The sequence below is a fragment of the Pelagimonas sp. KU-00592-HH genome, assembly GCF_040369695.1.
Taxonomy (GTDB): domain Bacteria; phylum Pseudomonadota; class Alphaproteobacteria; order Rhodobacterales; family Rhodobacteraceae; genus Shimia.
In genome coordinates this window covers 61,362-87,987 of the sequence record NZ_BAABWM010000002.1, presented here as the reverse complement: position 1 = coordinate 87,987, position 26,626 = coordinate 61,362, and the positions used below count along the sequence as shown (strand labels likewise).

At 60.7% G+C, this 26,626-nt stretch carries 25 protein-coding genes and 1 riboswitch; of the genes, 8 read left to right on the top strand and 17 right to left on the bottom strand.

Annotated elements, in window-relative coordinates; genetic code table 11:
• The gene (locus tag ABWV42_RS07545) at positions 1-1,221 is read left to right on the top strand and encodes a glycosyltransferase family protein (RefSeq protein ID WP_353339600.1); all 1,221 of its coding nucleotides are present in this window, start codon (positions 1-3) and stop codon (positions 1,219-1,221) included.
• On the opposite strand, the gene ABWV42_RS07540 is transcribed toward ABWV42_RS07545, so the two are convergent.
• The 11 genes from ABWV42_RS07540 to ABWV42_RS07490 form a co-directional block, all read right to left on the bottom strand.
• Positions 1,214-2,956: a sugar phosphorylase gene (locus ABWV42_RS07540; RefSeq protein ID WP_353339599.1), complete on the bottom strand. Its 1,743-nt coding sequence runs from the start codon at positions 2,954-2,956 to the stop codon at positions 1,214-1,216. The two genes, ABWV42_RS07545 and ABWV42_RS07540, sit on opposite strands and share 8 nt — an antisense overlap.
• A 166-nt stretch (positions 2,957-3,122) precedes the next feature.
• Complete coding sequence (locus ABWV42_RS07535) at positions 3,123-4,073, bottom strand: XdhC family protein (protein WP_353339598.1); 951 nt, start codon at positions 4,071-4,073, stop codon at positions 3,123-3,125.
• Positions 4,066-4,518: an SRPBCC family protein gene (locus ABWV42_RS07530; protein WP_353339597.1), complete on the bottom strand. Its 453-nt coding sequence runs from the start codon at positions 4,516-4,518 to the stop codon at positions 4,066-4,068. Before ABWV42_RS07530 ends, ABWV42_RS07535 begins: the two co-directional genes overlap by 8 nt.
• A gap of 103 nt (positions 4,519-4,621) precedes the next feature.
• Positions 4,622-5,407, bottom strand: a complete 786-nt coding sequence (locus ABWV42_RS07525) for an XdhC family protein (protein WP_353339596.1) — start codon at positions 5,405-5,407, stop codon at positions 4,622-4,624.
• Positions 5,404-6,591, bottom strand: a complete 1,188-nt coding sequence (locus ABWV42_RS07520; protein ID WP_353339595.1) for a vWA domain-containing protein — start codon at positions 6,589-6,591, stop codon at positions 5,404-5,406. The genes ABWV42_RS07525 and ABWV42_RS07520 overlap by 4 nt, the downstream gene beginning before the upstream one ends.
• Positions 6,588-7,463, bottom strand: coding sequence for an AAA family ATPase (locus tag ABWV42_RS07515; protein ID WP_353339594.1), 876 nt, complete (start codon positions 7,461-7,463; stop codon positions 6,588-6,590). Before ABWV42_RS07515 ends, ABWV42_RS07520 begins: the two co-directional genes overlap by 4 nt.
• Positions 7,464-7,525: 62 nt before the next feature.
• Positions 7,526-9,952 carry an aerobic carbon-monoxide dehydrogenase large subunit gene (locus tag ABWV42_RS07510; protein ID WP_353339593.1) on the bottom strand — a complete coding sequence of 809 codons (2,427 nt, stop codon included), beginning with the start codon at positions 9,950-9,952 and terminating at the stop codon, positions 7,526-7,528.
• Complete coding sequence (locus tag ABWV42_RS07505; protein WP_353339592.1) at positions 9,949-10,443, bottom strand: (2Fe-2S)-binding protein; 495 nt, start codon at positions 10,441-10,443, stop codon at positions 9,949-9,951. The genes ABWV42_RS07510 and ABWV42_RS07505 overlap by 4 nt, the downstream gene beginning before the upstream one ends.
• 11 nt (positions 10,444-10,454) lie before the next feature.
• A complete protein-coding gene (locus ABWV42_RS07500) occupies positions 10,455-11,309 on the bottom strand; it encodes an FAD binding domain-containing protein (RefSeq protein ID WP_353339591.1) in 855 nt (284 codons plus the stop codon).
• Between the two features lie 149 nt (positions 11,310-11,458).
• Positions 11,459-12,577 (bottom strand): MHYT domain-containing protein, encoded by a 1,119-nt coding sequence (locus ABWV42_RS07495; protein ID WP_353339590.1) that lies wholly within the window; start codon positions 12,575-12,577, stop codon positions 11,459-11,461.
• 194 nt (positions 12,578-12,771) lie between these two features.
• Entirely contained in the window at positions 12,772-13,812 is a 1,041-nt protein-coding gene (locus ABWV42_RS07490; RefSeq protein ID WP_353339589.1) for an alkane 1-monooxygenase, read from the bottom strand.
• A 191-nt stretch (positions 13,813-14,003) separates the two neighbouring features.
• Here ABWV42_RS07490 and ABWV42_RS07485 point away from each other — a divergent pair, with 191 nt between their 5' ends.
• Positions 14,004-15,692, top strand: coding sequence for an NAD(P)H-dependent oxidoreductase subunit E (locus tag ABWV42_RS07485; protein WP_353339588.1), 1,689 nt, complete (start codon positions 14,004-14,006; stop codon positions 15,690-15,692).
• A gap of 53 nt (positions 15,693-15,745) precedes the next feature.
• Here the strand turns inward: ABWV42_RS07485 and ABWV42_RS07480 are convergent, their stop codons facing one another.
• The gene (locus tag ABWV42_RS07480) at positions 15,746-16,234 is read right to left on the bottom strand and encodes a hypothetical protein (protein WP_353339587.1); all 489 of its coding nucleotides are present in this window, start codon (positions 16,232-16,234) and stop codon (positions 15,746-15,748) included.
• A gap of 28 nt (positions 16,235-16,262) precedes the next feature.
• Positions 16,263-16,742, bottom strand: a complete 480-nt coding sequence (locus tag ABWV42_RS07475; RefSeq protein WP_255108479.1) for a 2TM domain-containing protein — start codon at positions 16,740-16,742, stop codon at positions 16,263-16,265.
• Between the two features lie 211 nt (positions 16,743-16,953).
• Between ABWV42_RS07475 and ABWV42_RS07470 the strand changes: the two genes are divergently transcribed.
• The gene (locus ABWV42_RS07470; protein ID WP_353339586.1) at positions 16,954-17,637 is read left to right on the top strand and encodes a lysoplasmalogenase family protein; all 684 of its coding nucleotides are present in this window, start codon (positions 16,954-16,956) and stop codon (positions 17,635-17,637) included.
• A gap of 7 nt (positions 17,638-17,644) precedes the next feature.
• On the opposite strand, the gene ABWV42_RS07465 is transcribed toward ABWV42_RS07470, so the two are convergent.
• Entirely contained in the window at positions 17,645-18,490 is an 846-nt protein-coding gene (locus tag ABWV42_RS07465; protein ID WP_353339585.1) for an FkbM family methyltransferase, read from the bottom strand.
• 107 nt (positions 18,491-18,597) lie between these two features.
• On the opposite strand from ABWV42_RS07465, the gene ftsY reads away from it, so the two are divergent.
• The 3 genes from ftsY to ABWV42_RS07450 are packed head-to-tail and all read left to right on the top strand — an operon-like array spanning position 18,598 to position 21,320.
• A complete protein-coding gene (gene ftsY / locus ABWV42_RS07460) occupies positions 18,598-19,752 on the top strand; it encodes a signal recognition particle-docking protein FtsY (RefSeq protein ID WP_353339584.1) in 1,155 nt (384 codons plus the stop codon).
• Between the two features lie 42 nt (positions 19,753-19,794).
• The gene (locus ABWV42_RS07455) at positions 19,795-20,697 is read left to right on the top strand and encodes an EamA family transporter (RefSeq protein ID WP_353339583.1); all 903 of its coding nucleotides are present in this window, start codon (positions 19,795-19,797) and stop codon (positions 20,695-20,697) included.
• 8 nt (positions 20,698-20,705) lie between these two features.
• On the top strand, positions 20,706-21,320 hold the full coding sequence (locus ABWV42_RS07450; protein WP_353339582.1) for an inner membrane-spanning protein YciB: 615 nt from the start codon (positions 20,706-20,708) through the stop codon (positions 21,318-21,320).
• 79 nt (positions 21,321-21,399) lie between these two features.
• On the opposite strand, the gene ABWV42_RS07445 is transcribed toward ABWV42_RS07450, so the two are convergent.
• Together ABWV42_RS07445 and ABWV42_RS07440 are read right to left on the bottom strand one after the other, a co-directional pair.
• Positions 21,400-22,095 (bottom strand): glutathione S-transferase N-terminal domain-containing protein, encoded by a 696-nt coding sequence (locus ABWV42_RS07445; RefSeq protein WP_353339581.1) that lies wholly within the window; start codon positions 22,093-22,095, stop codon positions 21,400-21,402.
• Positions 22,096-22,120: 25 nt separating this feature from the next.
• The gene (locus ABWV42_RS07440; RefSeq protein WP_353339580.1) at positions 22,121-23,059 is read right to left on the bottom strand and encodes an alpha/beta hydrolase; all 939 of its coding nucleotides are present in this window, start codon (positions 23,057-23,059) and stop codon (positions 22,121-22,123) included.
• A 113-nt stretch (positions 23,060-23,172) separates the two neighbouring features.
• A riboswitch (SAM riboswitch) is annotated at positions 23,173-23,250 on the top strand.
• A 61-nt stretch (positions 23,251-23,311) separates the two neighbouring features.
• Between ABWV42_RS07440 and metZ the strand changes: the two genes are divergently transcribed.
• Positions 23,312-24,493 (top strand): O-succinylhomoserine sulfhydrylase, encoded by a 1,182-nt coding sequence (gene metZ / locus ABWV42_RS07435; RefSeq protein ID WP_353339579.1) that lies wholly within the window; start codon positions 23,312-23,314, stop codon positions 24,491-24,493.
• On the opposite strand, the gene ABWV42_RS07430 is transcribed toward metZ, so the two are convergent.
• Complete coding sequence (locus ABWV42_RS07430; RefSeq protein ID WP_353339578.1) at positions 24,484-25,281, bottom strand: HalD/BesD family halogenase; 798 nt, start codon at positions 25,279-25,281, stop codon at positions 24,484-24,486. The genes metZ and ABWV42_RS07430 overlap by 10 nt on opposite strands.
• Before the next feature lie 181 nt (positions 25,282-25,462).
• Here ABWV42_RS07430 and folE2 point away from each other — a divergent pair, with 181 nt between their 5' ends.
• A complete protein-coding gene (folE2, locus tag ABWV42_RS07425; RefSeq protein WP_255108462.1) occupies positions 25,463-26,566 on the top strand; it encodes a GTP cyclohydrolase FolE2 in 1,104 nt (367 codons plus the stop codon).
• Positions 26,567-26,626: the final 60 nt, after the last annotated feature.

Here is a 26,626-nt window from a genome sequence, read left to right as displayed (position 1 = left end):
ATGGCAGACTTTCATCAGAACGGAAACATCACGACGCTTCACAACCTGAGAAGCCGACGTCCCGAGCAACTCACCCAAGAGATTTCGGTTTACGCCGAAACCCGCAAAATCACCCTGATCCTGCCGTGTCTTTATTCCGAACTGTCCGGACCGGCGTTGTCGGACATCCTCGACGAGCTGTCGAAGGTCACCTACCTGCACCGCATCATCATCGGGCTCGATCAGGCTGACGAACAGCAATACCGGCACGCGAGGGCCTTTTTCGAGCGATTGCCGCAGGAGCACGTGGTGATCTGGAACAACAGCCCCCGCATGTTGGAACTGGAGGCGCGGCTTGAGGGGTTTGAGCTTGCACCGCAGGAACCCGGCAAGGGCAAGAACGTCTGGTCATGTATCGGCTATCTGCTCGCCTGCGCGGATAGTGCCGTTATGGCGATCCACGACTGTGATATCGTTTCCTATGACCGCGAGATGCTGGACAGGTTGGTCTATCCGGTCGTGAACCCGACCTTTCCGTACCAGATGGCCAAGGGGTTTTACCCGCGCACAGGGGATGGCAAGCTCAACGGCCGTGTTACGAGGCTTTTGGTCAGCCCGCTGCTGATTGCCCTGAAAAAGGTGATCGGGGACCGCGATTACATCGACTACCTTCGCAGTTTCCGGTACCCGCTGTCAGGCGAATTTGCCATCCGCACACCGACCTTGCCCGATTTGCGCATCCCTTCTGATTGGGGATTGGAAATCGGCGTTCTCTCGGAGGCGTGGCGTAATCTTGCGCCCAAGTCGGTCTGTCAGGTCGAAATCGCCGACAACTATGATCACAAGCACCAGACCCTGTCGAAGGAAGATGCGAACAAGGGGCTTAGCCGGATGTCGACAGACATCTGCAAGGCGATCTTTCGAAAATTGGCCGCAGAGGGCACGGTCTTCACGGCCAATACGTTCAGGACGCTCAAGGCGACCTACTACCGGTCTGCGCTTGATCTGCTTGAGGGATACTATGCTGATGCCAAGATGAACGGGATGGAGCTGGATCGTCACGCAGAAGAGCGATCGATCGAACTGTTTGCAGAAAACATCATCCGTGCCGGGCAGATTTTCCTGGAAAACCCCCATGAGACGCCCTTCATCCCCACGTGGAACCGCGTCCATGCGGCAGATGCGGAGTTCCTGCAACGCCTGAGCGAGGCTGTTGCTCTGGATCTGGAGGAGTTCACGTAGCAGGCGCGTTTGTGATCCAACGGCACTGGTAGGGCGCCAGCGTAAACTCCGGCACGTTGGCACCGAAGATTTCGCCGGTCAGCGCGTCCATCCAGGTTTCCTCTGCGATCAGGTTGAATTCGCTTGGGCTGATTTGAACGTGATCGGACGACACGTTGTGAAGGGCAAAGATCGATTGGCTCCTGTCCAGACTCTGCCGCCAGATGCCGAAGACCCTATCATCCAGACGAAGCGTGAACTGTGTGGCGTTGGGGTGAAATGCGGTTTGCCGCGCACGAATGCGCAGGCGGCGCGACATTTCCGACAACACGCGCGCCTGGTTCGAGCCGGGATCAGCAAGCTGTGACAGCAGATCCGGATAGTGCCACCGGTGCCGGTTGATTGCGCGGTTCATGCCACGGCGTTCCACAGCCTCGTGATCATTGGGGGTTGCAAGCAGGGAATGGATGTAGAAGGCCGGAATGCCTTCCAGAGACATCACGATGGTTTGGGAACAGATAAAGCGGGCGAGATGAAATTGATCCTCCCCCTCGAAGGTCGCGCGCATGGCGTCGAAATAGCCGCAATTCAACTCGTAGGGTTCGTCGCGGCCATCCGGTAACGCCCGCATGGAAACCAAGCCGCCGTGATCGCGCACGGTTTCGATCATCCGTGCCTTTTCTTCCGGGGGCAGCAACCCTTCGGCTGGTCGCATGCCAATACCGTCGTGGCTTGCAGTGAAATTCAGATAGGCACAGCCCAGCTGCGCGGGTGGCATGGCTGCTTGCCACTCTCGAAGGTAGCGCACCGAGCCGGACTGCATGGCATGCAGGATCAACGGAGGCAGCGGGAAATTGTAGACCGCGTGGGCCTCGTTGCGGTTTCCGAAGTAGCTCAGGTTTTCCGTGCGCGGAACATTGGTTTCCGTGAGCAAAACCACCGTTTCCGTCGCAAAATCACACAGGAGCCGCAACAGTTGGACAATCGAGTGTGTCTGAGGCAGGTGAATGCAGGTGGTTCCGACCTCTTTCCAGATGAAGGCAACGGCGTCCAACCGAAGGGTACGGACCCCCTTGTCGATATGCAGCCGGATAATCCGAAGCATTTCGATCAGAACGTCTGGATTGCTAAAGTCCAGGTCGATCTGGTCGTGGCTGAACGTACACCACACATGTCGGTCACCGCGGCTTGTTTCGACCCGGCGCAACAGAGGTGTGGTTCTCGGGCGGACAACGGGGGAGAGATCGTCTTCGGGCGAGGCCTCGAAGAAATACTTGTCGTGCGGTGGTTTGCCCTGAAGGTAGTTGTTGAACCAGTTTCCCTGGCTGGACACGTGGTTCAGGACGAGGTCGGAAATCAAATGGAAGTCGTTTGCGATGCGGGTGATGTCTGTCCAGTCGCCCAGCTGGGCACTGACGCTATAGTAGTCTGACACCGCAAAGCCATCATCGGAGGTGAATGGGAAAAACGGCAGGATATGCACGCCGTTTACGACCCCTTGCAAATGACGGATTAGAAAGTCGTTCAACAGGTCCAAGGGCTTGTGAACCTGATCTTCGATAGAATTGCCATAGGTGATCAGGACGCTGTCTTTTTCCGACCAAAGACGATTGCCGGGCTTTCGCCCCTGCTTTCTTCGATGGTGGCCCGCTGGCCAAAACGCGTCTTCTATTTGTTTGGCCAACTCCGAGTGATCGTGATCCGGATAGATTTGGATCAGAAGAGTGTTCAGACGTCGAGAAAAACTATCGCTCATGGAGATCACACATGTCGTGGCTTCATTCAAAAGCGATGGTTCGGTGGGGGAGCAAATCTGTCAAACAAGTCTGCGGGAATTTGCCCATCTTCCGGGCGATTTTGGATTCTTGTGCCTGAGAAATGAACAAATGGGTGCATCAGATGAAGCCGTAGACCCGTTTGGGTCAGGCCGCATTCTGTTGTTGCGTTTGCTGTAGGGGCTGAATGCTGGAGGGAAAGGCCTCGACAACCTGTGCGATCGCAGACACCGCAATCGACGGGGCATTGCGCAGGGACGGCACCAGACCGATTGGGCCCTGAATGCGTTCCAGCTGCTGTATCGAAACACCATCAGCTATGAGATTGGTGAGGCGGAGGCTGTGTGTTTTGGAACTGCCCAGACAGCCGATAAACCGGGCATCGGTTTCAAGCGCGGCCTTGAGCAAAGCGGGTTCCCAATCGTGATCGTGAAACAGCGTCATGAAACCTGAGAAACGATCGAGCGGCAGGGAGTAAATTGCCAGAGGGTTGGACAGGAAAACGGGGGGCAACGTGGAGACGCGTTCGACCGCTTCAAGATCCGCTTCATCGGGGGAAAGCGCGAGGGTTTCAAATCCCGCAGCCTCTGCAACTTGAACAGTGGCGCGAAATACCGCGCCACGTCCGGCGATTGCGAGCCGGGGTTTCGGTGAATAGAGAAAACTGGCAGGTTCGTCCGTTGTAGGGAGCGCGTAGTCGATACGAGCAGGTTTGCGCTGCACGAGATTTTGGTGCGCGGTGCGGAGTGTCTCGTGGTCCGGCCGTGCGTCCAGCAACAGTTCCAATGATCCGCCGCAGGGAAGCTTGAGATCAAAGTAGGGCGACCCGTCGCCATAGCGCAGTGTTTTAGCGGTCGCGTCCGTTTCGAGCAAAGCCAACGCCTGCAGAAGGATGTCCCGGTCGATACAGCCATTCGACATATAGCCGACCATTTCGCCGTCCTGCGACACGACGGCGAGAGATCCGACCTCTCTCGCCGCGCCGCCCTTGATGTTGACCGACGTAACCAACACGAGCTTCTTGCCCGCATCCATCATGCTCTTGGCCTGACCAAGAACGTCAACAGGGTGTTCCGTATATTGGAGTTGTTCAAGCAACGGATTCTTCCGACATGACATCCGCAAAGGCTTTGAAGAACTTGGCGGCCAGCTTCTTGGCGGTGCTTTGGATCAGCCGGCTTCCGAGCTGCGCCAGTTTTCCGCCGATCACGGCCTTGGCTTCGTAGCGCAGGATGGTCTGAGACCCATCTTCCGTAAGGGTCACATCCGCGCCGCCCTTAGCGTGACCGGCAGCACCTCCGTTGCCTTGTCCCTCCAGAGAAAAGGCCTGGGGGGCACCTTCCGTATTGAGCACGACATCCCCAGTGAACTTGGCTTTCACGGGACCAACCTTGAGAACAACTTTGGCCTCGAGTTCGGTGTCGGATTTCTTGATCAGCTCTTCGCAACCGGGAATACAGCGTTTGAGGATCTCGGGGTCGTTCAAGGCGGCATAAACCACGTCGCGCGGGGCATCGATGATGATTTCGTCGGCCAGTTCCATGGCGGTTCCTTTCTTAGTTCAGCAACAGGGGTATTTGATCGTGGCAAGCACCTCGGCCTGCTCGGGCGAGGGTTTGAAAACACGTGTGAAGGCTTTGAAAAACCTACGCATTCTGGCTCCTTTCGATGGAGGTTCTGCGCACGGTGATCAGTTCCGCCAAAATCGAGAGTGCGATTTCCTCGGGCGTAACGGCACCAATGTCCAACCCGGCCGGAGCCGAAACAGTCGCGAGCGTGGCCTCGGACACCCCCGCCTCAGAGAGCTTCCTCGAAAGGGCCGCGAATTTCTTCTTGCTACCGACAAAGGCGACGTATTTCGCACCCTGGGAAAGCGCATCGCGCAAGGCATCGAGATCGCCCTGCCCTTGGGTCGCCACGACAACCGCACTCATCTTGCCAGACACGGCCGCGCCATCGACGGCACGCGAAATTGACCAATGGAACTGTGGCGCGATCTGCGCCAGGGCCTCGGCGACGGGCGAATTCCCAAGCACTGTCAACGCAGGCATGGGCAGACAGGGCTCGATAAAGATGTCGATGGTGCCACGAGAGGGGCACCCGTTGCGCGCATAAAGCACGCCCTCCACGATGGCTCCGGCGCTGACGCCGATCTCGTTCAGGAAGTCCTCTGGCGCGACAGACACAAGCCTTGGGGCGCCGGTTTCCAGAGCCTCAAGGGTGGCCCGTCTCACCGCGCCACGGGTGCAGCCGCCGCCAAGAAACCCGTGCAGGATCGTGCCATCGGCACCAATGATCGCCTTCGCGCCGGGTTTCGCCGCGGTGGTTCCCGCCGTGCGCACGATCGTTGCAAAGGCAAAGGGTTGCTCCTTGGCGCGCAGGGTTTGGGCGGTTTCTGCCAGATCGGGTGAAAACAATTCTGCAGGGGTCATAACGTTACCAGCTCCTTCTCCAGCGCGGCGAGATCCGCCAGGGTGTTGGCCGCAACAAAGCGGTCCAGATGCGGCAATGCGGCCGCCATGCCCGCCGCGACAGGCGCATAGTCGCGCCAGCCCTTCAGCGGGTTGAGCCAGATGATGGCGCAGCCGCGTTTGCGCAGCTTGGCCAGCGCCGCATCAATATGTTCGGGCGACGAGGTGTCATAGCCATCCGACAGGATCATCACGACCGAGCGGCCATCAACGAAACGGCGCGCGTAGGTGCCTGCGAACCGCTCCAGGCTCTCGCCGATTTTGGACCCACCGCCAAACCCATCCGCCATTAGCGACATGCGTCCGATGGCACGCATCGCATCCTTGTCGCGCAGGGCCTCGGTGATCCGCACGAGGCGCGTGTGAAACAGATAGGCGTCCGCAGTGGGATCGCCCCGCATCAGCCCTGCGAGAAAGGCGAGGAACACCTGCGCATAGACACTCATCGATCCGGACACGTCGCAGAGGGCGACGATCTTGCGGCTGCGATCGGGGCGTTTTCGTTTGATGAGGCGGAAGGGCTCGCCGCCGGTTGCGAGGCTCCGTCGGATGGTTTTGCGAAAATGCAGCCGGTCGCCCTTGCGGGCCGCGATGCGGCGACGGGAGCGGCGGTCACGCAGCGCATTGCCAAGGCGGCGGGCTATCTCTTCGGCTTTCGCGATCTCTTCGGGGCGCACGAGGTTGCGCAGGTCTCGCCGCGAGAGGTTGCGGACCTCGGTTGCGATCAGCTTTCCCTCACCATCGCTTTCGGCCTCTCCCGTCCCGCCGTCGGGTGCCGTGGCGTTTCCTGCTCCGCCGGCGTCTTCCCTTTTGGCGTCCCTTGAGGAATGCACACTGTCGTCCCCCTTTGCAGACGGTGTCGTCGTGGGCATCACCTTGGTCCGCACGCGGCCGGCATCCATCCAGAAACTGTCGAACAGAGGGTCAAAGCGTTGCGCCTCGTCCTTGCAGCCCGTGCAAACGGCCTTCAGAGCGCGGCGTGCCTCGGCAGGATCGGCAGCCTCGACAAAGGTCAGTGCCGACAAGGCCGTTTCGGTTTCCTGCACCCCAAGGCGCAGGCCATTCTCTCGCAGGTGAGCAAGAAAGCCCGCCATACGCGCCGTCGCACCGGGATCGCGGCCTGCAAAGCGGGTCACACGGCTCATGCGGCTTTCCCCGCAATGCGTTGTGCCACGTCCGAGGTGATGTGGGCGCGATCACTTTGGGTTTTCAGGAGTGTCGTGAGCGTGGCCTTAAGCGCCGCAGGGTTTTCGGTCAAATCACCAATGCCCAACCCCATAAGGGCTGCGGCAAAATCCAGCGTTTCCGCGATACCGGGCACTTTCTCCAACTCTTCCTTGCGCAGCGTCTGGACAAACCCGATCACCTGCTCGGCCAGGTGGGTCTCGATCCCCGAGCAGCGTGTTTTCAGGATCGCAAGTTCGGTTGTCCGGTCGGGATAGTCGACATAGGCGAAAAGACAGCGCCGTCTCAAAGCGTCGGATAAATCCCGTGTGCCATTCGATGTCAGGATCACGGTCGGCACGGTGGTCGCCGTGATGGTGCCAAGCTCCGGCACCGTGATCTGATAGTCGGCGAGGATTTCAAGCAGGAAGGCCTCGAATTCCTCATCCGCCCGATCAATCTCGTCTATCAGCAGCACCGGAGAGACATCCTGCGTGATCGCCGCCAGCAACGGGCGTTCCAGCAAATACTCACGCGAGAAAATCCGGTCCTCCACCGCCTTACCGGTCTCGCCCGCCTCGGAAGCGGCGCGGATTGCGAGCAGTTGACGTTGATAGTTCCATTCGTAGATCGCCTGCGCGGCGTCCAGCCCTTCGTAGCATTGCAGGCGGATCAAACGGGTATCTTGTGCGGCCGCCAACACGCGGGCCACTTCGGTCTTGCCAACACCCGCTGCCCCTTCAAGAAGCAAGGGGCGCTGCAGCGACAATGCCAGATGCAGCGAGACCGCAAGATCCTCTGATGCGACGTAATTCTGTTCCGCGAGCGCGGATTGAAGGGTGGTCCAGGACATGAGCGCCTCGAATGGGTTGAGTGGCGCGCGCAGCGATCCCCATGGCTGCGCGCGCAGGGAGCTTAGCCGTGAAGGCCCAGCTCGTTTGCAGTCTTCCAGATCCGCCAGTGGTCATGCGGCATGTGCGTATGGCGCAGGCCAAAGGCGCGGAAGGCATCATTCACCGCGTTCGAGAAACACGGCACACCGCCCACATGAGGGCTTTCGCCGACACCCTTTGCCCCGATCGGGTGGTGCGGGCTTGGAGTCACCGTGTGATCGGTTTCGTAGTTCGGAACTTCCCAGGCCGTCGGCAGGAAAAAGTCCATCAGCGTACCGGTCTTGACGTTGCCCATCTCGTCATAGGCAATCTCCTGCCCCAAAGCGACAGCCAGCGCCTCGGTCAGGCCACCATGAACCTGTCCCTCGATGATCATCGGGTTGATGCGGGTGCCACAGTCATCCAGCGCATAGAAGCGGCGAATGTCGGTGACGCCAGTGTCCACGTCGATGTCCATCACACAGACATAAGCTCCGAAGGGATAAGTCATGTTGGGCGGGTCATAGTAGCTGACCGCTTCCAGCCCCGGTTCGATGCCCGGGATCGCCTGGTTGTAGGCGGCGAAGGCGATTTCCTTCATTGTCTTGAACTTTTCAGGCGCGCCCTTGACCACGAAACGGTCGACATCGAATTCGACATCGTCGTCGTGCACTTCCAGCAGGTAGGCTGCAATCATCTGCGCCTTGGCGCGGATCTTGCGCCCCGCCATGGCCGTTGCCGCCCCGGCGACCGGGGTAGACCGCGAACCGTAGGTGCCGAGACCGTAAGGCGCGGTGTCGGTGTCCCCTTCCTCGATGGTGATCGAGTCTGCGGGAAGGCCGATCTCGGTCGCAAGGATCTGCGCAAAGGTCGTCGCGTGCCCCTGCCCCTGGGAAATCGTGCCAAGCCGCGCAATCGCCGAGCCAGTCGGGTGGATGCGGATTTCGCAGCTGTCGAACATGCCCAGACCAAGAATGTCACAGTTCTTGACCGGCCCCGCGCCAACGATTTCGGTGAAATGCGTCAGGCCAATACCCATAAGCTTGCGGGTCTTGCCCGCCTTGAAATCCTCAACCCGCTGCGCCTGTTCAGCGCGCAGCCCGTCATAGTCGACGGCCTTCAACGCCTTGTCCCAAGCGGTGTGGTAATCGCCCGAGTCATACTCCCAGCCCAGTGCAGACTGATAGGGGAACTGCTCTTTCTTGATAAAGTTGATCCGGCGCAGTTCTGCCGCGTCCATATTCAACTCGATCGCCAGAACCTCGATCATGCGTTCGATGAAATAGGCTGCCTCGGTCACGCGGAACGAACAGCGATAGCTGACCCCGCCCGGCGCCTTGTTGGTATAGACACCATCCACTGCCAGGTAGGCGGTCGGGATGTCATAAGACCCGGTGCAGATGTTCATGAACCCCGCCGGAAACTTGGTCGGGTCGGCGCAGGCGTCAAAGCCGCCATGATCCGCAGTGGTGTGGCACCACAGGCCGGTGATCTTGCCCTCCTTGGTGGCGCTGATCTTGCCCCTCATCCAATAGTCGCGGGCAAAGGCCGTGGTCATCAGGTTTTCCATCCGGTCCTCGACCCATTTCACCGGAACGCCGGTGACAATCGAGGCCACAACCGAACAGACATAGCCGGGATAGGCCCCAACCTTGTTGCCGAAGCCGCCGCCAATGTCGGGCGAAATCACGCGGATGTTGTGCTCTTCGATGCCGGAAATCAGGCTGACGACGGTGCGGATCGCGTGCGGTGCCTGAAATGTGCCATGCAGGGTCAGCTTGCCGTTGACCTTGTCCATCGAAGCCACACAGCCGCAGGTTTCCAGCGGACATGGGTGCGTCCGGTGGTAATAGACCATCTCTTCGGCCACCACGTCGGCCTCACCCATCACTTGCTCGGTCGCGTCTTTCTCGCCAACTTCCCAGGTGAAAATGTGGTTGGGGTGTTTGCGGGGGCCGTGGGCACCATCCGGAATGCTGCCACCTTCGCCCATCAGGTCTTCGCGCAGAACCACATCGGACTCCAGCGCCGCATGGGGATCGGTCAGAACCGGCAGTTCTTCGTATTCCACCTCGACCAGCTCAACAGCATCGGCCGCGATATAGCGGTCCTTGGCGACCACAAAGGCCACCTCCTGCCCCTGGAACAGAACCTTGCCATCTGCCAGCACCATCTGCTTGTCGCCAGCAAGCGTTGGCATCCAGTGCAGGCCAAGCGGCGCGAGGTCTTCGGCGGTCAGAACGGCGATCACACCATCCAGAGCCAGCGCCGCCTCGGCATTGATCGACACGATCCTTGCGTGGGCATAGGGCGAGCGCACGAAATCGCCATGCAGCATTCCCGGCAGTTTGATGTCATCGACATAGTTGCCCTTGCCTTGGGTAAAACGGGCATCCTCAACGCGCTTGCGTTTACAGCCCATACCACCCAGCGCATCTGCGCGTTCTTCGCGGGTCAGTTCCTTGTTCATTGTGCCGCCTCCTTTGCAGAGTTCATCTCGGCCGCGGCGGCGAGGATGGATTTGACGATGTTCTGGTATCCGGTACAGCGGCAAATGTTGCCCGCCATGCCAAAGCGCACCTCTTCCTCGGTCGGGTTCGGGTTTTCCTCGAGCAGCTTGGAGGCACGGGTGATCATGCCCGGCGTGCAAAAGCCGCACTGCAATCCGTGATGTTCCTTGAAGGCTTCTTGCAGCACGTGAAGGCTGTCTGGATTGCCAAGCCCTTCGATGGTGGTGATCTCGGCGCCATCCGCCTGTGCCACGAAGACGGTACAGGATTTCACGGACTTGCCGTTCATCGTCACGGTACAGGCACCGCAGTGTGAGGTTTCGCACCCGATGTGCGGGCCGGTCTTGCGCAGCCGTTCGCGCAGCGTGTGGATGAGCAGTTCACGGGGTTCGGCAAGGAACTCCTGTTGCTCACCATTGACGGTCAACGTGATGTGTTTCTTGTTTGACATGATCTCTCTCCTCAGGCCCTGGCCCAGGCGTTTTCGATCGCGCGGCGCAGGATGATCGCCGCTGCGTGACGTTTGAATTCGATGGGGCCGCGGTTGTCCTGCGTCGGGTCGATATCGCCCAGCATGGCGTCCACCGCTGCCTTGACGGCCGCATCATCCAGCGACGTCCCCACAAGGGCCGCACCTGCCGCGTCCGAGTGAACCGGGGTATCGCTGAGGTTGGTCATGGCGATGGACGCGGCTGTGCAAGTGCCCCCCTCCTTGGTGAGCAGAACCGCAGCCGCTGCGGTCGCATAGTCGCCGATCTTGCGCTTTTGCTTTTCGTAGGCGTAGCCGCCTGACGGGGCTTCAAATGATACGGCGGTCAGGATTTCATCATCTTCCCGATCGGTCATGTAGGCCGCTTCATAGAAGTCGCGGGCCGCAACCTCGCGCTCGCCCTCGGGACCAACCAGGGTAAAGGTGGCATCCAGACATTGCATCAGGCCCGGCATGTCGTTTCCCGGATCGCCATTGGCGACGTTGCCACCAACGGTGCCCATGTAACGCACCTGCGGGTCTGCGATCTGCAACGATGCCTCGCGCATGATCGGCGCGGCCGATGCCAACTGCACATCATTGATGATGTCATGCTGCGTAGTCATCGCGCCGATGCGAATGGTGTTTCCCTCGATGGAAATCCCGCTCAGCCCGTCAACATCCTGAAGGTCGATCAGGTGCGGCACCTCGGCCATGCGCAGTTTCATCATGGGGATCAGGCTGTGACCGCCTGCAAGCACACGTGCGTCGTCTCCATGTTCTTCAAGAACGGACAGTGCGCCCTCCAAATCCTTTGGACGATAGTATTCAAAGGCAGCTGGAATCATTGCCTCTCCTCCCTTCAGCAATTGTTCTGGCTGCTAGGAAGGCTGGCGCGACGCGTGGTCCATGGCCCGAAAAAACACTTTGTTTTCGTACATTTTGCACGAAATGCGCCTGAGGCTGCACGAGTTGCGCGGAGGGCTAGCGCGAAATGCTAGCCAAAGGCGGTCAGCGCGGCTTTCAGGTTCGACCGGCTGACCGGCACAGGGGGAAGATCGGCCTCACCAAAGGTGCACTGGCCCTTGTCCTTGGTCCGTTCGAACCCGACGACACGCCGGGGATTCACGATATAGCTGCGATGAACACGCAAAAATCCGGTCGGCTCGAGCCGCTTGACGGCTTCGGTAATCGGCCAGACGCAGAAGTATTTCTCGGTAAGGGTGTAGACCTGGGTATAGTGCCCGTCCGCGCGCACAAACACCACGTCGGGTGCCGCGACAAAGACCTTGCCACCGTCCCGTTCACAGGGGATGCGAAGGGTCGCGGCTGGCTGCTCGGGCTTGGGGGGGACTGGCAGGTGGTCAGTATCGGCAGGCATGCGTTCAGGTTGCGGCGTGGTGACGGGAACCAGATACGTGGTGCCGACCCAAAGAAACGCGCCGAAGATCACGAAGCTGGAGAGGATGACCCCCACCGCCATGACCTCGTTGCTAATGACAGGCCCGAATTCCCGGATGTTTTCCAGAGCCACGAAATTGGTGCCGGCCATGGCCAGGAAGTGCACCGAAAACACGGCGGCGCCAAAGCATAGGGTGCCGATCACGATGGTTCTGTTGGAGCGGACATTGTAGGCGATGCCAATCGCCAGAATGCACAGAACGATGGCGAGGACCGAGGAGCCGACCACGCCCTGGATCGTGTAAACCGGACGGCAGAGCTGCATCCCGGCCATGCCGACGTAGTGCATGGCGAGAATTCCTGCTCCCACGATCACGCCGGCCGCGACGATGATTGCCCTTGAGCGTTCCGTGAAATGCAAAAGCACAAGCGCCAGTGCGACCATCAGGATCGCAATCAGCGCCGAGGCCAGTGTGATGGCCGCGTCATAGTAAAACAAGATGGGCAACTTGAGGCCAAGCATGGCCACGAAGTGCATTGACCAGATGCCGCCGCCAAGGGCAATCGCACCAAGAGCTACGGCAAGCCTGCGTTGCGAGAGCGACTTGGCGGACAGGTCCCGGGTCAGTGACAAGCCGGTGGCGCCAGCGACAAGCGCGACGACGAAAGATACGGCCACCAGCCAAGGGTTGTGTCCGACGTCCAGAAATTCCATGAACCGGACAATGCAGCAGCGGACATGAGATTTCAATCTTCGCCTTCTTGTTGCGAGTCGATCTTCAAGAAAGGGTAAGGTCACGCGATTTCTGAACCGAATGCGCTGGTGCTCTGGTTGCAGAAACGGCTTTTTTCCATGGGCGAAACTTCAAGGAAAGCCCGCCCGGGTAAGCGCGTGTTTGCGGTGTGACGTCAGCTTTGCGGCTGGCCGGGGCTTGGGGGCAAGCCTGCCACTCTCGGGTCCATCACGCGGCGCCACATACGAGGCCAGAGAGCGAGGGCGCCCATCAGGGGAAGGGAGCGGGGCAGGATCGGCATGGTCGCGTGGTCGAGGGCGAGCGACGGGTAGGTGCGCAGCGGGTGCATGTGGTGGTCCGAGTGGCGCGGGGCATTCAGCATCAGGGCCGAGGAATAGAACTGGGGGGCGTTCCAGCTGTGCTGGGGGCCGACGGGTTCAAGGCGGCCGTCCGCGCCACGGGCACGGCGCAGCCCGTAGTGTTGCACGTAGTCCGAAACCAGAAGCTGCATCGTGGCATAGGTACAGAGGCAGAGGTAGGCGACGAGGCCGGAGAGGCCGAAGAGCGTTGTCATCAGCCAGAGCAGCATGAGGCCACCGCCGACATAGGCCACGTAGGGGTGGTCTGACAGAGGCTTGGGGCGACGGCGGCGCAGGGCGTTTTCGGCGGCAAGGCCCTTGCGGAAGGAGCCGATCCAGGCACGCGGCCAGAAATGGTAGAAGCTCTCACGGGCGCGCGGGCTGTTGGGGTCCATGTCGCTGGCGACCCAGACGTGGTGAACGCGCGGGTGAGCCGAGGCGTGGTGGCCGAACAGCAGCGAGATGTAGACCAGTTTGCCAAGACGGCGGGGCCAGCGGGCCTGTTTGTGGATTAACTCGTGCGCATTGGCGTTGCTGACCTGTCCGAAGAAGAGGCCGAAAGCGATGAAACAGGCGATCCGTTCGCCCGCGCTCAGGCCGTTGTCGCCGCCGATGGCAAAGACTGCGATGAATATCAGGCAGATATGGGCAAGGCCGAGAGTGATCGCGAGGGGTTCGCCTACCGGAAACTCGCCATCGGCACCGCGTCGGGCAACGGCGCCCTGAACGATGCGGTCCATCAGGTAGGTAAAGGCGGTGAGGTACAGGAGGGCGAGAAGGCACCAGAGGCCGCCTGCAAGGCCCGCGAGGGCAAGGAGGGCAACCGGCAGAAGTGTTGCCACGGTAAACCAGATCATCGCGACGCTTTCTTGAGTTTGGCGGGTTTCGCATATTAGCGCATAGTCCGGTAAGGGATACAATCCGGAGCCGTAACGAGAGGCTTTGGGATATACGAACGCATACAGTCGCCTGCATGTCGTTTTTGACCACGCCTGTGGGACGCGGAAAACGCTAGTGTGCCGCCAATACCAAGCTCAAGGGGGCCGCAATGGCATTGGACGAGTCCAAGAAAGGCATCTGGAAGTCAGGCAAAGGCAAGGGGCGCAAAACCCCGAAAGGACGTCAGCTTGATGATACCGCACATGCAGAGGTGCTGGCGCTGCTGGGTGATCGCCCGCGCACCCGCGATCTGCTGATCGAGTTCCTGCACCTGATTCAGGATGAATATGGCCATTTGTCGGCTGCGCATATGCGCGCTGTGGCGGAAGAGCTGCGCATCGGTCAGGCAGAAGTTTACGAAGTTGCTTCGTTCTATGCCCATTTCGACGTGGTGAAAGAGGGGGAAACCCCGCCGCCGTCGCTGACCATCCGGGTCTGCGATTCGCTGTCGTGCGAACTTGCCGGCGCCGAACAGTTGCAGAAGGCTCTGGAAGACGGGCTGGACCCGTCGGACGTGCGCGTGGTGCGTGCGCCCTGCATGGGCCGTTGCGATACTGCGCCGGTGCTGGAAATCGGCCACAACCACATCGACCACGCCACCCCCGAGAAGGTGCAGGCGGCGATTGCGGCGGATGACACCCACGCGCATATCCCCGATTACGAGGATTTCGCGGCCTATGAGGCCGAGGGTGGCTATGCGGTTCTGAAAGACCTGCGCGCCAACGGCGACTGGGAAGCGGTTCAGGCCAAGGTGAAAGAAGCCGGTCTGCGCGGTCTGGGTGGCGCGGGTTTCCCGTCGGGCACCAAGTGGGGCTTCGTGCGCGCCAATGAAGGCCCGCGTTATCTTGCCGTGAATGGCGACGAAGGCGAACCGGGGACCTTCAAGGACCGTTACTATCTCGAGCGCACGCCGCATATCTTCCTTGAGGGTATGCTGATGGCGGCCTGGGCGGTGGAGGCCGAAAAGGCGTTCATCTACATGCGTGACGAATATCCGGCTGTTCTGGAAATCCTGCGCCGTGAAATTGCGGCTCTGGAAGCGGCAGGAATCGTCGAGGCCGGCTACATCGATCTGCGCCGTGGCGCGGGGGCCTATATCTGCGGTGAAGAAAGCGCGATGATCGAGTCGATCGAAGGCAAGCGTGGCGAGCCGCGTCACCGTCCGCCCTTCGTGGCGCAGGTGGGTATCTTTGGCCGCCCGACCCTCGTGCACAACGTCGAGACCCTGTACTGGGTCTGCAAGATCAACCGCGAGGGGCCGGAGTGTCTGAACTCGGTTGAAAAGAACGGCCGCACCGGTCTGCGCAGCTATTCGGTTTCGGGGCGCGTCAAGAACCCCGGCGTGCATCTTCTGCCGGCCGGTTCGACCATCACCGATATCATCGAGGCCTGTGGTGGCATGCTGGATGGTCACGCCTTCAAGGCCTATCAGCCGGGTGGTCCGTCGTCGGGCCTGCTGCCGGCGTCGATGAATGACATCCCGCTGGACTTTGACACCCTGCAACCGCACGGCACCTTTATCGGGTCTGCCGCCGTGGTTGTTCTGTCGGACAAGGACAGTGCGAAACAGGCGGCGCTGAACATGCTGCGTTTCTTCGAGGACGAAAGCTGTGGCCAGTGTACGCCTTGCCGCGTGGGCTGTGAAAAAGCCGTGAAGCTGATGAGCCAGGACAAGTGGGACACCGGTCTTCTGGAAGAGCTGAGCGCGGCCATGGTGGATGCGTCGATCTGTGGTCTGGGCCAGGCGGCGCCGAACCCGATCCGTCTGACCATCAAGCACTTTGCCGACGAGATCTGAGGCCGGTCAAAACCAGGTTGAAAAGCGCCCCGCCGATTGTGCGGGGCGTTTTGTTATTGCAGGGACCCTTTGAAGCGCAGGGCGCGGATCGAGCGACCGAGGAAGCTGCCGGAAGCAAAGGCGATCACGAGGGTGAAAGGGGCGAGGAATTCGGGGCTGTCATAGGCCGCCGGTGCCACGGCGCGCAGGGTGCCCGCCGCGAAATTGGCCCAGAACATCACCATAAGGACGGCAAAGGTGAACCATTCGCCGGAGACCCTGAGGCGGGTGCCGTCGCGCCCGAGCAGCCAGCGGGATTGTAGGCCGTGGGCGATATAGGCCCCGGAGAGGAAGCCGAACATGAAGCAGGGCCAGACGAAGCCGGGGTTGGGCAGGCGGGCTGCGCTGTTGAGGGTGATCAACCCGAGAAAGGGCAGGCCGTAGAACATCGCGCGGGACACGTTGCGCGTGCGGGTGGATTGCAGGCCCAGTAGCACGAGGCCGATGAACAGCGGCCATACCCAGAGCGGGGCACCGGATGCGATGCCTTGAAGAAGGTCCATGATTTCAATTCCTTGGAAGGGGTAGGCCTTAGCGGCGCATACGCTTTTCGATCTGGCGTTTTTCCCAGTCGCGGCCGAAGAGGTCGACAACTTCGAAAACGCTGAGGCCGTGGGCGGCGACACCAATACCCCAGCCCAGCATCGGCCAGATCGCCCAGAAATACCCGGGGCTTGTGGCAAGGTTGATGATCAGCAGAAGAACCATGACGGCGCCGTAGGTGGCCGCGTGCATGTAGAAGGATTTGATGTCGCGTACGTATTCCATGGCCTCGCGCTCTTCGGTTGCGAGGTCGGGAAGAATGGGGGCGCTTTGTTCAATAGGCATGTCCTGTTCCTTTCGGAGGTCTGAAAAATCGGTTTCCAGAACAGCGGCGATGCACTTGAGGGTCTCCGGGCTTGCGTTTGCTCCGCGTTCGATGCGCTGGAGCGTGCGGGTGCTGATCCCGGACATTTCGGCAAGTTGTTCCTGCGAGAGGCCCTTGTCCAAGCGAAGCTTTCGTACAATCACGTGCAATATTCCTTCTGTTCTAAACCGCTTATCGCAAATCCGTGTGTCGCCACGCCACGACAGGCCCCCGACATTTACCCGACAGGGAGGTGACACCCCAAGGAAAACTTGGGTGTGGAGCGTCGAATCTCGTGGCTGGCGGGGGTTCCGCCATGTAACGGGAGACATTGACGGGCGCGCTTGTCTAAGGTCAGCGCAAGGAGGACTGCCTATGACCCTGATGGAAGAGATTGCACTGCGTCAGTCGGCGCGTTTTGGTTTGTTGGTGCTGGGCTGTCTTGCGGCCGTGATCTATGCAGCGGTCTTTTGCTATCGCGGGCCGTCGGTGGCCAAGACCGTCGTCAAATCGGTGCCGCTCTTGTCCTTTGCCGGGGCTGGTTTGGTGAGCTTTGCCAATCCCTTTGTCGTGGGGGCTTTGTTCATGTCAGCCGTTGGCGATATTGCCCTGTCGCGGGATGGCGAGAGGCCGTTTCTTGTGGGGCTGGTGGCCTTCGCCCTGGCCCATGTTCTCTATATCCTGCATTTCTGGGGGCTGGCCGGGGGGATTACCGGCGCTTTCGAGGTGCCGATGCTTCCGGTGCTGGTGATCCTGTTTGCCTTGTCGACGGAATGGTGGCTGGCGCCGTACACCGGAGATATGCGGTGGCCAGTCCGTGTTTACGTGGTGCTGATTGCGGTGATGGGGCTGTTGGCGCTGGGGCTGCCGGGGATGATCCTTGCGACGCTGGGGGCCTTTGCCTTCCTGGCATCTGACACGATCCTGTCGATTCAGCTGTTCCGTATGGAGGCAGGGTCGCGCTGGCAGGTGCCGGCGTCGGTGGCGCTTTGGGTGCTTTACGCAGGCGGACAGTTTGCCATCCTGGCCGGGGCCGGGTGGCAGAAACCCCTGTTCTGATGAAGGGTTATTCCGCGTCGCGCTGATAAAGCGAGTTGATGCGGGTGCGGCCGACGCATTTGTAGCCGAGGCGTTCAAAGGCCGCGGTGCAGGCCGGGTAGTCGTCGGGTCCGACACGTTCGATGACGATACGGTCGGGGATCATGTCGCCCTCAGCGGATTCGAGGAAGGGGGCGAGCGCGAGGTCTTCGTGGCCTTCCACATCGATCTTGAGGGAGTCGACGCGGGTGATGCCCTGTTCTGCGAGAATGCGGTCGAGGCGGCGGATCGGCACGTCGCCTTCTGCGTCTTCGACCACATTCACGATGGCCACGTCATCGGCATGGATGCGCAGGCTGGCCATGCCATCGGTATCGCCCACGGCAGCATGGATCACATCAATGGTCTTGAGGCCCGTGGCGTTGGCGTTGAAGTTCAAGGCATCAACCATCGCCTTGTTCGCGTCAATCGACACAGTATGCGCGCCGGTCAGGGCCATCGGCTGGCTGTAGAGGCCGATGTTGGAGCCGATGTCGATGGCCACCTTGCCTTCCCCCAGGTTGGCGGTCAGGAAGTCGAGTTCGGTCTTGTTGTAGGTGGGGCGCATCAGCAGGCCATATTCGATCAGGTTGGAATGCAGGCCGATGCGGAAACAGGCGCCGAAGCGGCGAATGTCGAGCGGTTTGCCGAAGCGATAGGTCAAGAGGCTCATGCGATAACGCAGCTTGCCGCGGCTGAGGATGGTGTTGCGGGTCAGGCCGATCAGGAAGCGCTGGATGGCGCTGGGGGCGTGAGATCCGAAGGGCGCGGACAGTCCGGATTGATCAGTAGTGTGTTCGTCGCGGCTCAGGGCCCGTGTTTCACGATCAATCACTTTGTCCTCCTAACTTGCACTAAGCAATATGACGGGGTGCGCGGTTGCCCCCCTTTTCACTGCATTTCCGATTAGCTAAAGGTAGCTTGTCATTCAAGCGAGCTCTCATGTCCTTTTTCAACAAACTGAAAACCCGTCTCTTCAAATCCTCTTCGAAACTAGAAGAGGGGCTGGATGCCATCATCGAAGAAGGTGGCGAGGAAGTTGCGGCCGATGAGGCCATGGAAGAGGGTGTTGTCGAGACCGCGCCGGAGCCGGTTGTCGAGGACGAACCCGTCGCCGACCCGGAGCCCGCGCCAGAGCGTGTGCCCGAGGTAACTCCCGAGCCGGACGTTGTGCCGGAACCTGTTGCAGCCTCCGAGCCAGCCACGCCTAAGCCGGGTATTCTGGCCCGTCTGACCGGGCGGGGTGGTGCCGCGCCGGTGGTCAAGCGGGTTCTGGACGATGACATGCTGGAGCAGTTGGAAGAGCTGCTGATCGCTTCGGATATGGGCGTGGAAACGGCGCTTCGGGTGACGGCGAACATTGCCGAGGGTCGTTTTGGCAAGCGCCTGTCGACGGATGAGATCAAACGTCTTCTGGCACAGGAAGTGTCACGCATCATGGAGCCGGTGGCGCGTCCGATGCCGCTTTATCCCACTACGCCGCAGGTGGTGCTGGTGGTGGGCGTGAACGGGTCGGGCAAGACCACGACCATCGGCAAGCTGGCCAGCCAGTTCCGCGCGGCGGGGAAATCGGTTGTGATCGCGGCAGGCGACACCTTCCGTGCGGCGGCGGTCGAGCAGTTGCAGGTCTGGGGCGAACGTGCCGGTGTGCCGGTTCTTACCGCGCCGGAAGGGTCGGACCCTGCGAGCCTTGCCTTTGATGCGATGACCAAGGCGCAGGAAGACGGGGCCGACCTGTTGATGATCGACACGGCGGGCCGGTTGCAGAACCGTCAGGACCTGATGGAAGAGCTTGCCAAGATCGTGCGGGTGATCCGCAAGAAAGACGAGAACGCACCGCATAACACGCTGTTGGTGCTGGATGCCACGACGGGGCAGAACGCGGTGAGCCAGGTCGAAACCTTCCAGAAGCTCGCGGATGTGTCGGGGCTTGTGATGACCAAGCTGGACGGCACCGCCAAGGGCGGCATCCTCGTGTCGCTGGCCGACAAGTTCGGACTGCCGATCCATGCCATTGGTGTTGGCGAACAGATCGACGATCTCGCGCCTTTCGATCCCGAGGAATTCGCGGCGGCGCTGACCGGTCTCAAGAGTTGATAGGCGGGCAGGCGCTGCGGCCCCGAACAAGAGTTTCTCCTTATGAGTGAATGGCTGGTCTCTCTCGAAGGTACCCCGACGGGAGAGCAGATGGCGCTTGTTCTGGCGTTGCTGGCAGCCTTTTTGCACGCGGTATTCGGTGCGCTCCAGAAGGGGCGGCATGATCCGTGGCTATCGCGCGGGGCGATTGATATCTGGCTGTTCGTGCTGTCGCTGCCGATTGCCCTGTTTCTCGTGCCCTGGCCTGAGGGCAATGTGTGGTGGCTCTTGCTGGGCGCACTGGTCATTCACTTTGTCTACAAGCTGGGCATGGCGCTGGCCTATTCGCGCGGGGCGTTCACGGTGGTCTATCCGGTGGTGCGCGGTACAGGCCCTCTTTTCACGGTGATCGGGGCCTGGGTGATCTTTGGCGAGAGTTTCTCGCTTGGACAATGGCTTGGGGTGCTGGTGCTGCTGGCGGGGATTTTCGGTCTGGCGGTCTATAACCTGATCCACATCGAAACCGGGCGCGAGACCCTGATGCCGGCGCTCTGGCTGGCGGTGGGGACCGGGGCGCTGGTGGCGATCTACACGACATATGATGCCTATGGCATTCGCGCGACGCCTGATCCCTTTACCTTTCTGGCGTGGTTTTTTCTTGTGACGGCGGTGGATTTTCCGGTGATTGCGGCGCTGCGCTGGCGCAACATGCAGCATCGCCCCGAGATCGGGCCGCTGATGTGGAAGGGGTTGGCCGGGGCGCTGGTGGCCTATGGCAGTTTCGGGTCGGTCATGCTGGCGACGCGGCTGGGCAAGGTGGGCGAGGCGGCGGTTCTGCGCGAGACATCGCCGGTGTTTGCGGCCCTGATTGGCTGGCTGGTGCTGCGCGAGACGGTGGGGCCGCGCCGCATTGCGCTGATGAGCTTGATCGCAGCGGGGGCTGTGATAGTTGAGGTGGCAGGATAGGAGCAGAAATGACTGACCAGAATACGCCCAAACCCGTGAACCCGATCCTTAAGCAGGTGCTTGAGCTGGGGCCGACCATTGCCTTTTTCCTGATCTACCTGAAAATCAAGGATGAGAGTTTTGTCATCGGTGGGACCGAGTATTCCGGTTTCATCATTGCGGCGCTGGTCTTCGTGCCGATCCTGCTGGTGGCGATGGCGGTGCTGTGGCGGCTGACCGGACACCTCAGCCGGATGCAGGTCTTTACCGCCTTCATGGTGATCTTCTTTGGCGGGCTGACCGCCTGGTTCAATGACGAGCGGTTCTTCAAGATGAAAACCAGCATCGTCTATGGGTTCATGGCGGCGCTTCTGGGCATTGGCCTGGTACAGGGGAAATCCTACCTGTCCTACGTGATCGGCGAGCTGATCCCGATGACGCTGGAGGGCTGGATGATCCTGACCCGGCGGTTGTTCGTGCTGTTCATCTTGCTGGCCATCGGCAACGAACTGGTCTGGCGCAACATGTCCGAGGAGGCCTGGGTCAAGATTGAGACTTTCGGGTTTCCGGCGATCCTGTTTGTCTTCCTGATGTCGCAGGCGGGCCTGTTCCAGCGCTATGCGCTGGAGGAAGACGAAGGCTAGGGGCGCTGCCCCTCTTGCCCCTGCCGGGGCAATTCACCCCGAGGTACTGGGGCCAAGAAGAAGGGGCAGTGTCGCCCCTTTATTTTTGCCGGAACAAGAGATCGTGCGAGGCCTTGTCCTTGCGCAGGTCGCCGCGTTTGTCGGCGTGCAGGGCGCGGCCCCGTTGGACGGCGGGGCGGGCCGCCATCTGGTCGAGCCAGCGGGCGAAGTGGGGTTTGTCCTCGAGCGTCTGTTGCTGACCTTCCCAGAGCGAGGCCCAGCCCCAGATCGACATGTCGGCGATGGAGTAGAAATCGCCCGCGACGAATTCGTTTTGCGCCAGTTGCTTGTCCAGCACGCCGTAGAGGCGGGCAACCTCGGTGCGGTAGCGGTTCTTGGCGTAGGGAAGGTCGTGGGGCGGGTCCATTGCCGGGGCGTATTTCAGGAAGTGGTGGGCCTGTCCGGCCATCGGGCCGAGGCCGCCCATCTGCCACATCAGCCATTGGTCGACCGCGACGCGCTCGCGTTCGGTGGTGCCGCCGAACTGGCCGGTCTTGCGGGCGAGGTATTGCAGGATGGCGCCGGATTCGAAGACCGAGATCGGCTCGCCGCCCGGTCCGTCGTGATCGGTGATCGCGGGCATCTTGTTGTTGGGAGAGATCGCGAGGAAGTCTTCGGCAAACTGATCGCCGGTTGCGATGTTAATGAGGTGGGTTTCGTAGTCGAGGCCCATTTCCTCGAGCGCGACGGAGACTTTCCATCCGTTGGGTGTGGGCCAGAAGTAGAGATCGATCATGCAGGGCTCCCCGGTCAGGTTGCCGTCATGATGCCTGTTTCATCGCGGCGGACAAGGTGGGGAATTTCCAGCCGCGCTCACTTTCCTGCGATGACGGGGGCGGGGCGGGGGCGGAGAGCAGGTTTTCGAGGTGCCGGAGCGGTGTGCGTTCCGGGGTGCGCAGCAGGCCCTGGTAGAGGGGAAAGACGCCTGGGCGCAGGTAGGTGGACCAGTGGCAGTGCCAGTGCGCACGCGCCGCGACCGGAAACCCAAGGGCGGCAAGGCGGGCAAGGGTTGCGGGGGCGTCCAGGCGCAGGGTCAGGGCATTCGGGGCGCTGAAACCGCGCCCCAGCGCGCGGTCGTGGCGGATGTCGGGGCGCAGGACGCATTCGAACAGGCTGTCGTAGAGGGCGTTCTCGTGGCTGACCACGTTGAAGAGTTCGCAAGTTTGGCCTGCCGCGCTTTCGAGGGCGGCGGTGGCGTGGCCCTGGTAGGCGGCGCCGTTCAGCAGGATGACGCGGGCAAGATCGCCGGCCTGCATGCGCCGGATCGCGGTGAGCGAGAGATGTGCGCCAAGGGAATGGGCGATGATGTTAATTCGGCGGTTCGGCGCGATGCGGCGCAGGCGGCCAACCAGATCGGCTAGGGCGATGGCGGCGCGTTCGGCACTGTCGCGGGCCTGCCAGAGGCTGCCACGTGCCTGCCAACCGAAGGCAATGGCGAGGCCCTCGCTGCCGTTGCCGCGCCCGAAACCGAGGTGGCGGGGCCAGCTGAGCGCCTTGGGGCAGGTGTTGGTGTCGCCCAGCGAGAAGATATGGGTGTGTGGGCAGTGGACCGGATCGTGCGGGCGGAACTTGTAGCCGTGTACCATGACCACGATCGGGCCGGGGTGCGCCAGCGCCCGTTCGAGTGTCGGCCCGAGCGGGTGGGGTGCCCCGTGCAGGGCGGGTGTCGCGCCGTCCGCGTTGATCCGTATGACCGGCATCTCAGGGCCTCCACTAGATCTTGTGTGCGGTAAACAGAATGTTTGCGTATCTATGATGAAAGTCCGGTTACAGCTGCGTGACGGTGTTGACCAAACTGCAGCATCGCTCTAAGACCCTGCCTCGTGGCGATTTGTTACCGGATTGCGGGCCACGTTAAACATGCCGCTAAAGAGGTCAGGACGAAGGAAACCCCTGTTCGCTTGGCCGACGGGGGTTTTTTGTTTGGGCGTTGGGAGCCCAAGGAGACGACAATGAGCGATTGGAAAACACGCACGAACCTGGTGCATGGCGGAACCCGCCGGAGCCAGTACAACGAAGTCAGCGAAGCGATCTTTCTGACCCAAGGATTTGTCTATGACACGGCCGAGCAGGCCGAGGCGCGGTTCATCAAGACCGGCGAGGACGAATTCATCTATGCCCGTTACGGCAACCCCACGGTTGCGATGTTCGAAGAGCGGATTGCGCTTTTGGAAGGGGCAGAGGATGCCTTTGCCACGGCCTCGGGCATGGCGGCGGTGAACGGGGCGCTGATGTCCCTGCTGAAGGCGGGTGACCATGTGGTTGCGGCGCGGGCGCTGTTTGGCTCCTGTCTCTATATTCTCGAAGACATCCTTCGCCGTTTTGGTGTCGAAGTAACGCTGGTGGATGGCACCGATCTGGATGCGTGGCGCGCTGCGGTGCGCGAGGACACCAAGGTCGTGTTTTTCGAATCCATGTCGAACCCCACCTTGGAAGTGATCGACGTGGCCGCGGTGGCCGAGATTGCCCATTCGGTGGGCGCGGTAGTCGTGGTGGACAACGTCTTTTCGACGCCGGTCTTCTCGAAGGCGATCGAGCAGGGGGCGGATGTGGTGATCTATTCCGCGACCAAGCACATTGACGGGCAAGGGCGCGCCCTTGGTGGCGTGATCCTCGGGACGCAGGAGTTCATTCGTGGCACGGTCGAGCCTTACATGAAACATACGGGTGGCAGCATGTCGCCGTTCAATGCCTGGGTGATGCTGAAGGGTCTTGAGACCATTGACCTCAGGGTGCGGGCACAGGCCGAGAGCGCGCTGAAGGTGGCCGAGGCGCTGGACGGGCATGAAAAGCTCGAGCGGATGATTTATCCGGGGCTGAAGGGGCACGCGCAGAACGCATTGGTGCAGACGCAGCTGGGTGGCAAGGGCGGTACGGTTGTGTCGCTCGACATCAAGGGCGGCCAGGCGGCGGCGTTCCGGTTCCTGAACGCGCTGAACGTGGCGGTGATTTCGAACAACCTTGGCGATGCCAAGTCGATTGCGACCCACCCCGCGACCACCACGCACCAGCGGTTGCCCGATGACCAGAAGGTCGAGCTTGGCATTACGCCGGGTCTTGTGCGGTTCTCGATCGGCCTTGAAGATGCCGACGATCTCGTGGCCGACATCAAGCAGGCGTTGGATCAGGCCTGAGTGGCGGCGCGGCCGTAGAAGCCGCGCTGTTCCTCTTCGGTGAACACCACGTCGGGGCGGTCGAAGAAAGAGAACACGGCGATGATCCGGGCCCTCGGGCCGGAGACCGGGGCAACCCGGTGTGGCGTGTTCTTGCCTCGGAAGACGTTCAGGGTGCCGGGCGACAAGGTCAGGCTCTGGACGTCGGGATCACCCCCGCGCAGCATGTTTGCGACACCTTCGTAGTTGGGATCGTCTTCGCTGCGCAGGTCGGTGCGGTAGATGAATTCGCCGCCCTGATCAGGGGCCTGAATCAGCATCGTTGTTGTGAATTCCGAGCGGTCGAAGTGCCAGTTCAGCGCCTGACCCGCGTCGTAGGACATGACGTTCACACGGGCGAGGGGATCCGCCATTGTGTGCAATTCGGGCTTGTCCATTGTTGCCGCGAGGAAGCGGGCGAAGGACGGCCATTCATAGAGGCGCATCAGGGCGTTCTGGCCCAGTTGGTCGGCGCAGAGTGTGAGGTTTGAGGTCTTGAAACGGGTCAGCGCAGGGTGATCTACGGGCAGGTCGGGGATGGACTTCTGGAAGTAGATGTTGTGTTCACGTTCATGAAGAAAGGACTCGGTCTCGAAACGTGGCGCAAGGGCTGTGGCCGTGGTCTGGGCAACCTCTTGAAACATTAGGCCAGGAAGATTGAACATGCCGTCACGGGCGAGATCGGCTTTGCAGCGTGCCACCAGCGCCTGCCACTCGGGGCTTTCGGGTCGGTCAAGCGGGTAGGTTTCGAGATCGATAATGTCGCGCATTGGTCCTCCTGTTGGGGGCAGGGTGCCGAGGGAACGTCAGGGCAATCAAGCCTGTTTGCGGCAAACTGTCGGGAATCGAAGCAAAAAAGACGTCGCTAACGGTGCATGGGCTTTCGAAATTGGAAATTCAGTGTGCAATCCGTTAAGTTAGACTGATCGCAGGACGCGAAAGGCAAGGCAAATGAACATTCAGGTTCCGGAAAACACGGGTGAAACCGAACGCCGCGAGGCCGCAGAGGCTTTGGCGCAGTTGCGCGCATGGGCGGCCAAGGCGACACCGACCGAGATTGCCGAGCTGGACCCGGCGATTGCACGTCTGTTGCCGGATCAGCCGCTGTCGAACTATCCGGACCTGAGCCGCGACTATCCGGCGGATTTCGTGGTCGACGAGGCCTATCGCAAGACCTTGCCGGATTTGCAGAATGGTCCTTCGAGCCTGATCCGTGGTGAAAAGCAGTTGATCCAGCACGTGGGGATTTCGAATTTCCGCCTGCCGATCCGGTTCCATACCCGTGACAGCGAGACCGATATCACCCTTGAGACCAGCGTGACCGGGACGGTGAGCCTTGATGCCAACAAGAAGGGCATCAACATGTCGCGCATCATGCGGTCTTTCTACAAGCACGCGGAAAAGACCTTCAGTTTCGATGTGCTGGAAGCGGCGTTGGCGGATTATGTGACGGACCTCGAAAGTCTGGATGCACGTATCCAGATGCGGTTTTCTTATCCGATGCGGATTGAATCGCTGCGGTCGGGGCTGTCGGGCTACCAGTATTACGACATCGCGCTCGAGAAGGTGATGGTGAATGGCCAGCGCCACAAGATCATGCACCTTGACTATGTCTATTCCTCGACCTGCCCCTGTTCGCTTGAGTTGAGTGAACATGCGCGGATGGCGCGGGGGCAGTTGGCGACACCGCACTCGCAACGGTCTGTGGCGCGGATTTCGGTGCAAAGCGTGCCGGGCGACCGCCTTTGGTTCGAGGACATGATCGACATGGCGCGTGATGCCGTTCCGACGGAAACGCAGGTGATGGTGAAACGCGAAGATGAACAGGCCTTTGCCGAGTTGAATGCGGCGAACCCGATCTTCGTGGAAGATGCAGCGCGCCTGTTCTGCGAAAAGCTGAAGGCCGATCCGCGGGTTGGGGACTTCCGGGTGATCGCGAGCCATCAGGAGAGCCTACACAGCCACGATGCGGTGTCGGTGCTGACCGAAGGTCCGCTGTTTGCCATGACCAGCATTGACCCCAAGCTGTTCAACACCCTGTTCCACGTCGGTTAAGCCTGTTTCCAAGGCAATCTTCGGTGAAACAGTCGTGCGGCGGTGCTGCACGACCGCAAC